This is a genomic window from Marinobacter sp. RI1 (assembly GCF_041155085.1).
In the GTDB taxonomy this organism is placed as follows: Bacteria; Pseudomonadota; Gammaproteobacteria; order Pseudomonadales; family Oleiphilaceae; genus Marinobacter; species Marinobacter nauticus.
In genome coordinates this window covers 2,117,502-2,131,452 of record NZ_AP031605.1, presented here as the reverse complement: position 1 = coordinate 2,131,452, position 13,951 = coordinate 2,117,502, and the positions used below count along the sequence as shown (strand labels likewise).

At 59.1% G+C, this 13,951-nt stretch carries 14 protein-coding genes; 4 read left to right on the top strand and 10 right to left on the bottom strand.

Annotation, left to right across the window (positions count from 1 at the left end; translation table 11 throughout):
- Positions 1-67 precede the first annotated feature (67 nt).
- Both dnaE and ACAM27_RS09515 read right to left on the bottom strand, forming a co-directional pair.
- Positions 68-3,550, bottom strand: coding sequence for a DNA polymerase III subunit alpha (gene dnaE / locus ACAM27_RS09520; RefSeq protein WP_369611846.1), 3,483 nt, complete (start codon positions 3,548-3,550; stop codon positions 68-70).
- Between the two features lie 2 nt (positions 3,551-3,552).
- Positions 3,553-4,029, bottom strand: a complete 477-nt coding sequence (locus tag ACAM27_RS09515) for a TlpA family protein disulfide reductase (RefSeq protein ID WP_369611845.1) — start codon at positions 4,027-4,029, stop codon at positions 3,553-3,555.
- A 67-nt stretch (positions 4,030-4,096) separates the two neighbouring features.
- Here ACAM27_RS09515 and arsC point away from each other — a divergent pair, with 67 nt between their 5' ends.
- Genes arsC through ACAM27_RS09495 form a run of 4 tightly spaced genes read left to right on the top strand, consistent with a single transcriptional unit; the run spans position 4,097 to position 7,305 of the window.
- Complete coding sequence (gene arsC, locus ACAM27_RS09510) at positions 4,097-4,450, top strand: arsenate reductase (glutaredoxin) (protein WP_222197928.1); 354 nt, start codon at positions 4,097-4,099, stop codon at positions 4,448-4,450.
- 15 nt (positions 4,451-4,465) lie between these two features.
- Positions 4,466-5,071: an NAD(P)H:quinone oxidoreductase gene (gene wrbA, locus ACAM27_RS09505; protein ID WP_023007903.1), complete on the top strand. Its 606-nt coding sequence runs from the start codon at positions 4,466-4,468 to the stop codon at positions 5,069-5,071.
- Between the two features lie 42 nt (positions 5,072-5,113).
- Entirely contained in the window at positions 5,114-5,473 is a 360-nt protein-coding gene (locus ACAM27_RS09500) for a DUF2069 domain-containing protein (RefSeq protein ID WP_014421925.1), read from the top strand.
- 26 nt (positions 5,474-5,499) lie between these two features.
- Complete coding sequence (locus ACAM27_RS09495) at positions 5,500-7,305, top strand: GspE/PulE family protein (RefSeq protein ID WP_369611844.1); 1,806 nt, start codon at positions 5,500-5,502, stop codon at positions 7,303-7,305.
- A 13-nt stretch (positions 7,306-7,318) separates the two neighbouring features.
- Here ACAM27_RS09495 and ACAM27_RS09490 read toward each other — a convergent pair whose 3' ends face one another.
- The 8 genes from ACAM27_RS09490 to smrA form a co-directional block, all read right to left on the bottom strand.
- Positions 7,319-8,380 carry a DUF3080 domain-containing protein gene (locus tag ACAM27_RS09490; RefSeq protein WP_369611843.1) on the bottom strand — a complete coding sequence of 354 codons (1,062 nt, stop codon included), beginning with the start codon at positions 8,378-8,380 and terminating at the stop codon, positions 7,319-7,321.
- A gap of 10 nt (positions 8,381-8,390) precedes the next feature.
- Complete coding sequence (gene mtnC, locus ACAM27_RS09485) at positions 8,391-9,083, bottom strand: acireductone synthase (protein WP_222534855.1); 693 nt, start codon at positions 9,081-9,083, stop codon at positions 8,391-8,393.
- The gene (locus ACAM27_RS09480) at positions 9,083-9,640 is read right to left on the bottom strand and encodes an acireductone dioxygenase (protein WP_011784424.1); all 558 of its coding nucleotides are present in this window, start codon (positions 9,638-9,640) and stop codon (positions 9,083-9,085) included. The genes mtnC and ACAM27_RS09480 overlap by 1 nt, the downstream gene beginning before the upstream one ends.
- Positions 9,637-10,263 carry a methylthioribulose 1-phosphate dehydratase gene (locus ACAM27_RS09475; RefSeq protein WP_022991682.1) on the bottom strand — a complete coding sequence of 209 codons (627 nt, stop codon included), beginning with the start codon at positions 10,261-10,263 and terminating at the stop codon, positions 9,637-9,639. Before ACAM27_RS09475 ends, ACAM27_RS09480 begins: the two co-directional genes overlap by 4 nt.
- An 89-nt stretch (positions 10,264-10,352) precedes the next feature.
- Entirely contained in the window at positions 10,353-12,551 is a 2,199-nt protein-coding gene (locus ACAM27_RS09470) for a xanthine dehydrogenase family protein molybdopterin-binding subunit (RefSeq protein ID WP_121208673.1), read from the bottom strand.
- Between the two features lies 1 nt (position 12,552).
- Positions 12,553-13,041: a (2Fe-2S)-binding protein gene (locus ACAM27_RS09465; RefSeq protein WP_023007909.1), complete on the bottom strand. Its 489-nt coding sequence runs from the start codon at positions 13,039-13,041 to the stop codon at positions 12,553-12,555.
- Positions 13,042-13,100: 59 nt separating this feature from the next.
- Entirely contained in the window at positions 13,101-13,292 is a 192-nt protein-coding gene (locus ACAM27_RS09460) for a hypothetical protein (RefSeq protein WP_022991679.1), read from the bottom strand.
- A 53-nt stretch (positions 13,293-13,345) separates the two neighbouring features.
- Entirely contained in the window at positions 13,346-13,927 is a 582-nt protein-coding gene (gene smrA, locus ACAM27_RS09455) for a DNA endonuclease SmrA (RefSeq protein ID WP_014421934.1), read from the bottom strand.
- Between the last annotated feature and the right edge of the window lie 24 nt (positions 13,928-13,951).

The window sequence follows — 13,951 nt, the reverse complement described above, 5'->3', positions numbered from 1 at the left end:
CCCGCCAAAACCAGAATTTGGGACAAAGATAGCAGCGCTGCCGGCAAGGCTAAAGCGGACATTGGTCTTAATCATAGACCAGTTCCACAGACTGGTCGCCCACCAGGTGCTTCAGCTCGAACAACAGTGTGTCGTCTGGCTGTACCCGCCAGCTTTCACCCAGTTCAATACGGGTGCTGGCCTCGGCACTGCGGTACTCAATCCAGACCGGGCTGCCTTCACTGCGAAACGGCCTGAGGGTATCGTCCAGCTTGTCCAGAAGTCCATTCTGCAACTGCTCTGAACGCAACGCCAGTTTGATACCCCGGCTGAACTGCTGACGGGCGGTCGCCACATCCATCACGCTGCTGACCCGCATTTTCATCTGGCCGGAGTAATCATCGTGGCTGACCTGTCCTTCCACCACAATTACCTGATCCGACTGCAGCAACTCCCGGTTCTCGAAGAAGGCCTCGGAAAACAGGGTAGCCTCAATCCGGGCGCTGCGATCATCCAGAGTAATGAAGCACATGGTAGAGCCGGTCCTGGTCTTCATGGTGCGCTGGGCCACCACCAGCCCGGCCACCCGCTGGGGCGATTTATTGGGCTTCAGATCGGCGATGGAGCAACGGACAAACCGACGCACTTCCCGTTCGTATTCATCAAAGGGGTGGCCGGTAAGGTACAGGCCCAGAGTGTCCTTTTCGCCTTTCAGGCGCTCTTTCTCCGGCCACTCCCGAACGTGGGCAACGTCTGCATAGGTGTCTTCATCATCGCCACCGCCCTCAAGCATCTCTCCGAACATGTCCACCATGCCGGCGGCATCGTTGCGGGACTGCTGATCCGCCTGCTGAATGGCCTTGTCGATACTGGCCATCAACTTGGCACGGTCGGCGCCCAGTTTATCCATGGCGCCAGAGCGAATCAGGGCTTCCATGGCCCGCTTGTTGACCTTTTTCAGATCCACCCGGCGGCAGAAATCAAAGATATCCTGAAAAGGGCCTTCTTTGGCCGCTTCTACAATGCTCTCGATGGGACCTTCACCCAGGCCCTTGATTGCGCCCAGGCCGTAGACAATCTGGCCCTGATCATTAACGGTAAAGGTATAAGCGGATCGGCTGACGTCCGGCACCAGCAAGTCCAGCTTCATATTGCGGCACTCTTCCACCAGCGTCACCACCTTGTCGGTGTTCTGCATATCGGCGGTGAGAACCGCAGCCATGAATTCGGCCGGATAGTGTGCTTTCAGCCACAGGGTCTGGTACGACACCAACGCGTAAGCGGCAGAGTGGGATTTGTTGAAGCCGTAACCGGCGAATTTCTCCACCAGGTCAAAGATGTTTTCCGCCAGGGTCTTGTCGATGCCGTTGTTTTCACAACCGTCCAGGAAGATGGCTTTCTGCTTGGCCATTTCTTCCGGCTTTTTCTTACCCATGGCCCGGCGCAGCATGTCGGCGCCGCCAAGGGTATAGCCCGCCATCACCTGAGCGATCTGCATGACCTGCTCCTGGTACAGGATAACCCCGTAGGTGGGCTCCAGAACCGGCTTCAGGCCCTGATACTGGTAATCCGGATGCGGATAAGACAACGGCTGCCGACCGTGCTTCCGGTCGATAAAGTCATCCACCATGCCGGACTGCAGCGGACCGGGACGGAACAGGGCGACCAGGGCGATCATGTCTTCCAGGGAGTCCGGTTGCAGGCGGCGGATAAGATCTTTCATACCCCGGGATTCCAACTGGAATACCGCCGTGGTCTCTGCCTTCTTGAGCATGTCAAAAGAGGGCTTGTCGTCCAGCGGAATCGCGCTGATGTCGAGCTCGCCTTCCCCACGCTGCTGCCGGCGCGGGTTGATCATGTTCAGTGCCCATTTGATGATGGTCAGGGTTCGCAGGCCCAGAAAGTCAAATTTCACCAGGCCGGCGTCTTCCACATCGCCCTTGTCAAACTGGGTCACCAGACTGCCGCCTTCGTCATCACAGTAAAGCGGCGAAAAATCGGTGATCTTGGTGGGTGCGATCACCACGCCCCCGGCGTGCTTGCCGGCGTTACGGCACACGCCTTCCAGCTTCAGAGCCATCTCCCAGATTTCCTGGGCTTCTTCATCCTGCTCCAGGAATTCTTTGAGCTGGGGCTCCTGCTCGATCGCCTTGTTCAGGGTCATGCCCACTTCAAAGGGGATCAGTTTGGAGAGTTTGTCTGCCAGGCCATAGGATTTTCCCTGCACCCGGGCCACGTCGCGGACCACCGCCTTGGCGGCCATGGTACCGAAGGTAATAATCTGGGAAACCGCTTCCCGGCCGTATTTCTGGGCGGTGTAGTCGATGACGCGGTCCCGGCCTTCCATGCAGAAATCGACGTCGAAGTCAGGCATGGAGACCCGCTCCGGGTTCAGGAACCGCTCGAACAGCAGATCGTATTCCAACGGATCCAGGTCTGTAATCAGCAACGCATACGCCACAAGCGAGCCGGCACCGGAACCCCGGCCTGGCCCTACTGGCACGCCGTTGTTCTTGGCCCACTTGATGAAGTCCATTACGATCAGGAAGTAGCCTGGGAACCCCATCTGGATAATGATGTCCAGCTCGAACTTCAGGCGCTTGTAGTACTCTTCACGCTTTTGATCATACTCCGGATCGTCCTTGCTCAGGGTCTTCGCCAGTCGGGCTTCCAGTCCTTCTTCCGACACATGGCGAAAATATTCGTCCATGGTCATGTCGTCCGGGATCGGATAATTAGGCAGGAAGTATTCACCCATCCGAACCTTCACCGAGCAGCGCCTGGCGATTTCCACGGTGTTTTCCACAGCTTCCGGAATGTCCGAGAACAGCTCGATCATTTCCTCGGCGCTGCGCAGATATTGCTGATCGCTGAACCGACGATCCCGCCTGGGATCGTCCAGAGTCCGGCTTTCGCCGATGCAGACCCGGGCTTCGTGGGCTTCAAAATCATCCGCCTCAAGGAAGTGAACGTCATTGGTCGCCACCACCGGCAAACCGAGCTCAGCTGCCAACTCCACACTCATGTGCAGACAATCCTCATCACCGGCCCGCCCTGTGCGCTGCAACTCCAGGTAATAACTGTCGGGATAGAGGTTTCGCCAATAGTCTGCACGCTCCCTGGCCAGTTCCGGCTTCCCGGCCAGCAAGGCCTTGCCGACGTCCCCCATCTTGGCGCCGGACAGCACAATCAGGCCCTTGGCACGGGATTCCAGCCAGCTTTTCTGGACAATTGGCTTGCCGTAGCGCTGGCCTTCGGTATAGCCCTGGGAAATGATCTCCGTCAGGTTCAGGTAACCATCGTTGTCTCGGGCCAGCAAGGTCAGCCGGAACGGGGTTTCGGGCTCATCCGGATTCTCCAGCCAGATATCAGCGCCGATAATGGGCTTGACGCCCGCGCCCATGGCGGCCTTGTAGAAACGTACCAGTGAGCACATGTTGGACTGTTCGGTCAGGCCAACCGCCGGCATGCCCAGTTCCGCGACCCGGCTGATCAACGGTTTGACCCGAACCAGGCCATCCACCATGGAGTATTCGGAGTGAACGCGCAGGTGTACAAAGGTGTTTGCCATGGTTATTCGCCAATCAGTGCTCGGATGTCTTCTTCGGTCTGGGGCCCGAATCGGGCCTCAATCAGGGTGCCTTCAGGATCCACAACGAAAGTGGCAGGCAGCGCCATCGGCACCTGCCAACCGAACCCGGGCCCCGGATCAGAGGCCAGCATGGTAAACTCAATCCCCATACGTTCGCCGAGTTCAACCAGCGGCACACCCGTAACGCCATCAAAATTAACCCCAAGCACCGCAATATCCGGAGCCTTGTCCAACTCGTTCAGTTCCGGAATTTCCTCCAGGCAGGGTTTGCACCACTCGGCCCAGTAATTCACCAGCACCCATTGGCCACGGTACTTGTCCCAGTTGGTCAGGGTGCCGTCGGCCCGTTCCAGCTCAATCTTTTCACAACCTGAAGCTGACAACAGCATCAGCATGAGTACCGGCCATGCCAGCCAACGTGTGCCACTACAAAAGAGCCCGGACTGAGGGTACTGCAAGGGTTATCCTCCTGTTAGACTAACGCCCCGGAAAAGTCTGCAATCAATAGGTTAAACGGCCACGACCATGACAGAAGCTACCCGTATTTTCCATAACCCCAGGTGCTCAAAATCACGCCAGACCCTGGAACTGTTGCAGCAAAAGGGCATCGAACCGGAGATTATACGCTACCTTGAGACGCCACCGACAGAGCAGGAACTTCTACACATTCTGGATCTGCTTGGTTGCGAACCCAGGGAACTCATGCGAACCAAGGAAGCCGAATACCGGGAACAGGGGCTGGACAACCCGGATCTCAGCCGCGACGCCCTGATACGAGCCATGGCAAACACACCGAAGCTGATTGAGCGCCCGATCGTACTGGCCAATGGCAAGGCTGCCGTCGGCCGGCCTCCAGAAAACGTACTGGACATTCTCTGACTACCAGGGCTACCCATGACAGAAACAACTCCCTATGTGCTGGTGCTCTACTACAGCCGCAACGGACAGACCGCCGAGATGGCCACACAGATCGGCCGCGGCGTTGCCAGAGTGGCAGGAATAGAAGCCAGAATCCGGACGGTTCCGCCGGTTTCCCCGGACACCGCCGCCAGCCTGCCCCCGGTTCCGGATGCGGGAGCCCCCTATGCCACCAAAGCCGACCTGGCGGAGTGCGCCGGGCTGGCCATGGGTAGCCCGACCCGCTTCGGGAACATGGCAGCGCCACTCAAGCACTTTCTGGACGGTACCGGTGACCTATGGCTCAACGGTAAACTGGCCGGCAAACCAGCTGGTGCCTTTACCTCCACCGGCAGTCTGCACGGGGGCCAGGAAACCACCCTGCTGACCATGATGATGCCGCTATTGCATCACGGCATGGTACTGTGTGGCCTGCCCTACTCCGAAAGCGCGCTCAACGAGACCGCCACCGGTGGCACACCGTATGGCCCCTCTCACTGGGCCGGCACGGGTGAACAGCAGGCCCTGAGTGACCATGAGAAAACCCTGTGCCAGGCCTTCGGTGAACGCCTCGCCAGACTGGCCCTGAAACTTGCCAACTAAACTGGACCAAACTTTCAAACAACCCTTAATGCGGACTGCTCCATGCTCCACAACGACAAAGCCAGAAATACCGCACGCCTGACCATCGCCCTTTACCTGGCCGTGCTCGCCACCCTGCTGGTCACTACGTTCTGGCCCGCACCGGTGGAGGGCGTTTCCATACCCCTGATGCTGACCGTCAAACTCCTGCCGCTACTAGCGTTCGCGGTACCGGTTTTCCGGGGTCACAATCGGGGTTATATCTGGCTGGCGTTTGTGGTGATTTTCTACTTCACTCAGGCCGTGGTTTCAGCCTGGCTGTCGGAAGGCGCCGCCGGTCCTGTGACACTGACTATTCTGACATTCCTGTTGTTTACCGTTGCCATGGTGCACCTCAAGGTCAATCGACCGGTCGCAAACTGATGCTGATGGCTCCCGGAGGCACATAGATGGCGAATGACACCGTGACCATGCCGGCACCGCCGCATCGCCAGACCCTGACCCTGAGGGACATCTGCTCAGCGCTGGTGGAGAGCGGCGAGATCACCCAGCAGGATGCTGAAAAAGTACTGACGGCCAATCTCGGCGCCGCCTCCGGTGCCGGCCATACGCCACAGCGGCATCCTCTTGAACTGGTGGCGATTGCCGCACTGACCAGCCAGCGGAACGGCCGAACTCTTGATCTCGAGCGGCTGACCCATTGGCTTGCGCGCTGGGGTGGTCAGGACTACTACCATATAGACCCGCTCAAGATCGACACGGCGGCCATCGCGCGGGTGATGTCCTACGCCTTCGCACAACGCCATGGCATTCTCGCGGTGGAGATCACACCGGATGAAGTCGTAATTGCCAGCACCGAACCTTTCAAGCGGGAATGGGAAAGCAACCTCCGCCAGGCGGTACGCAAGGACATTCGCCGGGTGGTCGCCAATCCGGAGGATATCCGCCGTTACACGGTCGAGTTCTATCAACTGGCTAGCTCGGTCAGCAAGGCCAGTGGCGGCCAGTCGTCAGGCAGTGCCGGCAATCAGAATTTTGAACAGTTACTGGACCTGGGCGCCAGCGAAAATCCGGACGCCAACGACCAGCATGTGGTCAAAATCGTTGACTGGCTGCTGCAATATGCCTTCGAGCAGCGAGCCTCCGACATTCATATAGAGCCCCGGCGCACGGTTACCCAGGTGCGGTTCCGGATCGACGGGGTGCTGCACAATGTCTACGAATTCCCGGAACACGTTGGCGTGGCCGTGACCAGCCGCCTGAAAATCCTCGGGCGCCTGAACGTAGCCGAGAAACGACGGCCCCAGGACGGCCGCATCAAGACCCGCAAACCCGATAACAGCGAAGTGGAGCTGCGCCTGGCCACCATGCCAACGGCGTTCGGCGAAAAAATGGTGATGCGGATTTTTGACCCGGAGGTACTGCTCAAATCCTTCGAGCAACTGGGCTTCAGCAAGGAAGACCGGGAACGCTGGCAAACCATGACCTCGCGGCCCCACGGTATCGTGCTGGTAACCGGGCCCACCGGTTCCGGTAAAACCACCACGCTGTATTCCACGCTCAAACAACTGGCATCTCCGGAGCTCAACATCTGCACCATTGAGGATCCGATCGAGATGGTGGAGCCCGCATTCAACCAGATGCAGGTGCAAACCAATATCGACCTGACCTTTGCCCACGGTGTGCGTGCCCTGCTGCGGCAGGACCCGGACATCATCATGATCGGTGAGATCCGGGATCTGGAAACGGCTGAAATGGCAGTGCAGGCAGCGCTAACCGGGCATCTGGTTCTCTCAACACTGCATACCAACGATGCCCCCAGCGCCATCACCCGCCTGATGGAGCTGGGCATTCCGCCCTATCTGATCCGGGCCACGGTACTCGGCGTGATGGCCCAGCGACTGGCGCGTACGCTCTGCCCGCACTGCAAGCAGCCCGGGGAGTCGGATGCTCACGCCTGGCAGACGCTGACCCGGCCGTGGAAGGCACTGCTGCCCCGGCAGTTCTACCAGCCGGTCGGCTGCCTGGAATGCCGGAACACCGGTTACATGGGCCGAGCCGGGGTATACGAGATTATGGCACTGTCAGACAAACTCACCCGCCAGATCACCGATCACTGCGAGCTGGAACAGCTTCGGCTGGATGCCTACAAAGAAGGCATGAAGTCACTGCGGCTCAATGGCGCCCAGAAAGTGGCCGCGGGACTGACCACGGTGGAGGAAATTCTGAGGGTAACGCCGGAAAGCCAACGTTGAGTAAAACGGACCATCAGGCGCCCGGACGAAGCCCGCACTGCCCCAACAGATCCTGCCAGTGCCGGGTATGCCGTATCATGGCCTGATCCAGTTCCTGCCAAAGGCTATTCCGGGTATCGGCCGCCAGATGACGCTGGTACCAGGGCGTAAAACTCTCTGGCATCACGGCTTGCTGCTGTCTGGCGAGTTCCTCAAAGCCCGCAATCAGCGCATCCCGTGCCCGGCTGACATCACTCATGTACGGCTGGATTTTTCCGATATAGATACTGAAGAAGAAGTTCTGAACAATCTCCGACTGGTTATTGGGCTGGCCGTTGAGACACAGCGGCCTGCCCTCCAATCGAGTGCCGAGCAGCTCGGTGCCGGCATTCAGGGTGCTGATCAGCAAGCGGGCGCTGTTAATAGTCTGGCCCGCCAGCACATCCGCCTGCCAGCGCTGATGGATCTGGCCGAGATTCTCCAGGGAGATCTCGAGCTTCTGAGCCAGTAAGGCTTCCACCTGGCGGTTCAACTGCTGCAGATCCCGGACCAGATCCGACGCGGGATTGCCCGTTTCCGCCACCGGATAATAGCCTTTGGACAGGGTAAACTGGCGCTCCACCTCTTCGGTACCCCAGGTGGCATTCCAGACCGCCAGCGGCAGACTGTCCCGCTTGCTTTCAATGGCGGATTCCAGAGCGTCTGTGAGTTCCTCGTCGTCTACCTCGGGCAGACAGGCCTCCGCAGCTCGGATAAAACGAATCTCATAGCGTAACTGATTGATGGGCTGCATCACCTTGCCCATCACGGAATTGCGTTCGCCCACCACATACTGGAGCTCGCAGCCGTAAAGCGACAGAAAACCCAGCATGCCCAGATCCAGCTCCGGCAGGGCAAGTATACGCTCTCTCCGCCTGGGTGGAATGGAGGCGGCGGGCAGCTCGGCCCTGGGAACGGGCGCGGTATCGAGTACCCGGGCCAAACGTTCCAGGTACTCATCGGTGAGGGATTCAGCGTCTGAAAAGGGATTGCACCCGAGCAGGCTGAGTGTACACACAGCCGGTAACAGCCATGAATACCAGCGGCGCCCGGGCATTAATCACCTCCTATCGTTTGCGCAACAGCGCATCAACCTCCGAAAAACCCCTGGCCACGACCCGAGCGGTATCCGGCAGTTCGCCCTCTCGTACCAGCCAGGCGGTTTTCAGGCCGGCTTCCTCGGCCGCACGCAGCTCTTCCTCAACATCGGACAGAAACAGCACTGTGCCCGCGTCTACCCCCAGCTCCGCAAGAATGTTGCGATAGGACTGGGACTCCTTTTTGCCCCCGACGGCCGTGTCGAAATAACCAGAGAAGAAAACCGTGAAGTCGCCTTCATTGCTATGACCGAAGATCAGCTTCTGGGCCTTGACGGACCCGGAAGAATATACGAACAGTCTCAGGCCCCGATCATGCCAGCGCTGGAGATAATCCGCGGCATCCGGATAGATATGGCCTTTCAGTTCACCGCTGTGATACCCCTGCTCCCAGACCATGCCCTGCAGCGCCTTTAGTGAACCCTCCTTGCGGTCTTCGGCAATCCACCCTTGCAGTACATCGATGAGGCCATCGATGTCTTTCGGGTCAGTACCACTGATCTCTGCCACCCGCGCCAGCTGTTCCGCCACCGCCGGCAGAGTGTGGTGGTTGGCCCGGATAAACCCTGGCAGGTGCTCGCTGGCGTAGGGAAACAGGACATCGTGCACGAACGAGATCGAACTGGTGGTGCCCTCAATGTCCGTCAGAATCACTCGAATCATCAGGCCCCTCCCGCCAGGCTCTCATAACGTGGCAGCCGGGAAGCGATATCCTCACCGGTAAAGCTCGCAACCCAGCCTTCCGGGTTGCTGAATAACCGGATACAGGTGAACTCAGGCTCCGGCCCCATATCAAACCAGTGCCGGGTGCCGTCAGGCACACTGATCAGGTCATTCTTCTCGCACAGCAGCGCGTATACCTGGTCACCGAAGTGCAGGTAAAACAACCCCTGACCACGAACGAAAAAGCGCACTTCGTCCTCGCTGTGGGTGTGCTCATCCAGAAATTTCTGGCGGAACGCGTCTTTCTGGGGGTGATCCGCGGTCAGGCTGACCACGTCGGCGGTCTGAAACCCCCAATCCTGCTTGAGCCGTGCCACTTCGTCGGCATAGGCCTCAAGAATCTCCTCCTGGGTGGCGTCGGCCGGCAGATCGCGGGTTGCCCAACGATCGAAATGCACACCGTGGGCACTCAGTTTATTCCGGATGGTGTCCGGATCTGTTACGACCGTCTGGGCCTGCTCGGGCTGGTTCTGATGAAAAATGCTCAGGGTGGTCATCGGCGTACCCTCATGGTTTCGAGTTCACATTCAAAGAGAAATTCAAACGCTTCAATATGGCGCAGGCAATCGGCCATGGTGCGGCCCCAGGTGTAAAGACCATGGCCGCGGATAAGGTATCCAGGCTGTTCCGGGTGACGCGCAAACCAGTCCCGGGTTTCCTCAGCCAGTGCCGGAATATCCTGGGTGTTGTCGAACACGGGAACAATCAGCTTACCCTCATGGGTTTGCACGCCATTGAAGGCTTTCTGTAATTCATAGCCTTCAAGCTCCAGTGCCTGCCCCGCCGGGATCAGGCGGCTAAGCACGGTAGCCTTGACCGAGTGGGTATGCAGAACGGCGCCAACCTCGGGATAAAGCTGATAGATCACCGTGTGCAGAAGGGTTTCTGCCGACGAGCGGCAATCGCTTTGCACCGCCTGGCCATGAAGATCCACCACCATGACGTCGCCTGCGCCCAACTGGCCCTTGTGCCGGCCAGATACCGTAATCGCCACATGGTCGCCATCGATACGGGCCGAATAATTACTGCTGGTGGCAGGCGACCAGCCGCGGTCGTAGAGAAAGCGGCCGGCCTCGACGATGGATTGGGCGGCGGTGGCGTAGCGGGTTACATCAAACACAGGCATCCTCCGGGTTGGTACGAGCCCTGCCCGGGCGCGAATCTGGCGCCATTATAGAACCACCCCAGCCCGGGTAAAACCGATTCCGCTCAGGCTTTAAGCGGCAGACGGCGCTGGCGCTTACCGGTCAGCGCAAACAAGGCGTTGCCCAGGGCCGGGATCACCGGCGGGACGCCAGGTTCCCCAACGCCGGTGGGCGGCTCTTCGCTGTCGACAATATCCACCACCATCTCCGGTACCTGATGCATATGCAGCAGGCGATAATCGTGGAAGTTACTTTGCTGCACCTCGCCGCCGTCCAGGGTAATTTCCCCGTTCAGCGCCGCCGTCAGGCCAAAGACAATGCCGCCGGTCATCTGATCCTCGACAATTCGCGGGTTAACCACCTGACCACAGTCCACGCTGCAGGTGACCTTGTGAACGCGAATTCCGCCCTGCTCAATACTGGCTTCCACCACCTGGGCAACATAGGTACCAAAGCTCTTGAACAAAGCCACTCCGCGCGCCCTGCCCTCTGGCACCGGCTGGTTCCAGCCCGCCAGCTCGGCAGCCCGCTCCAGAACCCGCCGATGACGGGGCTCACTCTCCAGCAGTTTCAGCCGGAAACTGACCGGATCTTCGTTGGCCTGGCTGGCGAGTTCATCCATAAAGGTCTCGACCGCGAAACCATTGTGGGAATAGCCCACGGATCGCCACCAGGTAATTGGCACGCCCGGGTCAGTATGGGTATGCCGAACCCGGACATTGGGTACCGCGTAGGGATAGCCAATAGCCCCCTCAATGGCCGAAATGTCTTTCGGGGTTGCGATACCTTCAACCATCAGGCCAACCCTGCCCAATGTTCCGTACAGTAATTTTGGTGCCCAGGGGTACTGGGCTGGTGCAGCGTTCCGGACGTACCAGTCAAGTATCTGCGGGCCAACAATCTGATGATCCCAGCCCGTCAACTGCCCATCCTCCAGACTGGCCGCCATACGATGCAACATGGCCGGGCGGAAAAAGCCATGGCGGGTGTCTTCTTCCCGGGACCAGATCAGTTTGACCGGCACTTTCACCCGGTAGGCGACCAGGGCCGCTTCCTCAATGTAGTCCTGAGTCAACCTGCGGCCGAAGCCACCGCCAAGAAAGGTCGTGTGGATAGTCACGTCATCCGGAGAGAGATCGGTGTGTCGCGCGGCGGCTATGCGGCCCAGATCCGGCGCCTGGGTCGGCGCCCAGACTTCCATGCCACCGTCCCGATACCAGGCGGTCGCATTCATTGGTTCCATGGTGGCGTGGGCCAGGTACGGCTGCTCATATTCAGCCTCCACCAGGGTACCCGCTTTCTCCAGAACAGCCTCGGGGTCACCGTCCACCCGTTCGTCCTCGCCGGGATCGTCACCGGCGGCCTGACGATAGTGTTTGAACACGTCCGGATTGGATAACCCGACGGCCTCGGAAAAATCCCACTCAACCGCCAGCGCTTCCTGAGCCTTGCGGGCTCGCCAGTAGCGATCTGCCACTACGGCCACACCGCGCTCGGTGATGAAGGCATCAAGCACGCCCGGCATGGCCCGAACCTGATCGCGGTTGAAACTGACCGCCAGTCCGCCATAGCGGGGGCTCCGGGTCATAACGGCATAGACCATATCCGGCAGCTCTACGTCTATTCCGTACATCGCCTGGCCGGTGGACTTGGCCTCGGCATCCAGCCTTCCGGCCTGTCGGCCGATGTATTTCCACTGGGAGCGGGGTTTCAGTGGCACATCACCACGAATCACCTCTTTGTCCGCCAACTCCACCAGTTTGCCATAGGGCATGGAATCCAGGCCGTTGGGGTGGCGTACGTACCCGCCCTCCGTTTTGCATTGTCCCGGCTCGACCCGCCAAACCCGGGCGGCGGCCATCACCAGCATCAGTCGCGCCGAAGCTCCGGCCTCCCGCAGGGGCTGCCAACTGGAGGCGACACTGGTGCTGCCACCAGTAAGCTGGAGCCCGAACAACGGGTTACGGTACTCCGGAGCAACCGGGGCAAATTCCACGCGAATGGCCTCCGGCGCTACATCCAGCTCCTCCGCTATCAAAGTGGTAAGGCCGGTGTAGGTGCCCTGGCCCATCTCAACCCGATCCAGGGTGAAAATAATGTCGTTGTCCCGGGTGAGTTCCAGCCAGGCGTTCGGCTTCCATTCACCGGTTTCAGGCTCATAGCCGGTTTGCACTGAGGCACAACCGGGCAGATTCAACGCCAGCAGCAGCCCACCGGAAGCCGAGGTGCTGACCTTCAGGAAATCCCGTCGATTCATCGCCATATTACGCGCCCTCCCCGGCCGGCTGGTACTGGCCCACGCCACCGGCAACGGACTCAACCGCCGCCACAATGCGAGGATAGGTGCCGCAGCGGCACAGGTTGCCGGTCATGGCGGTGACGATCTGTTCGCGGTCCGGAGAGGGGTTGTTGGCCAGCAGGTGGGCGGCCGTCATGATCTGACCAGACTGGCAATAGCCACACTGGGGCACCCCCTGCTCCACCCAGGCTTTCTGTAACGGATGCAACTCGCCATCAGCGGACAGGCCTTCGATGGTGGTGATTTCGGCACCTTCGGCCATCTCCACCGGTGTAGAGCAGGAACGGGCGGGTTGACCGTTCAGGTGCACGGTGCATGCGCCACAAAGGCCTGCACCGCAGCCAAACTTGGTCCCTTTCAGCCCCAGTTCATCCCGCAGCACCCATAACAACGGGGTATCGGGTTCGACATCCAGCGAATGCTGGCGACCGTTCACAGTCAGCGTGAAAGCCATTCCGTGCTCCTCATCATGTTATTGTTTTGGCTGGTTCGGCGCGTTTTACCGCCACGCCTTTACTTGACGACGTCTTCGCCATCCTTGTTTACCCAGATCTTGCGCTCACCGGTTTCCAGCTTGCCGTTGGAATCCCAGACTTCACGGTTCTGGGTGGCACTTTCCACTTTGCCATTGTCGTTCCAGATTACCCGGTCTTTACAGCCGGCCAATGTCAGTACAGAAATCAAAGCCACTAAAATCAAACGCATCTTAATTCTCCCGAATCCGTGTTTCCGTCGTAGCGAATGATCCAGACGATTCCTTATCTGGAACCATGGATCTCCCGATTATGCTGTTTTTCCCGATCGTTTTTCCTGACCATTACGTAAACCGCGCCGGTGCCACCGTGGTGTTTCTTTGCCGAATGGAAAGCCAGAACGTTGTCCAGCTCTGGCAACCACTTCGCCAGGTAGCTCTTGAGCTGGGCGATGCCATCGGGATTGCGTTCTCCCTTGCCGTGCAGAATGATCACCGAGCGTAAACCGTAATGTACGCAGTCGTTGATAAAACCGAACACTTCCCGCCGGGCTTCTTCCACCGTCATGCGATGCAGATCCAGCCGGGCCTCGATCGGGTACTGACCAAGACGCAGCTTGCGGAAAACCCCGTGCTGAACGCCTGGGCGTTGCCAGCTGAGAATGTCGTGTGCCGTTAGCGGCTCTACCATATCGGATGTCAGCGGGTTCAGGTCTCGCACCGGTTTTTCAACCGCCGCCCTCTGGCGTTCAAGGTGCCCGGGCGTCAGCTCCTTGGGCACCGATACTTCGGCCCGATTGGGTTTGCGTATCCGCTGCACATCCTTCATTTCTTCGAGGAAGGCAAGGCGTTCATCTTTACTGGTCATGACACTAACTGATTCCGGTTTGAC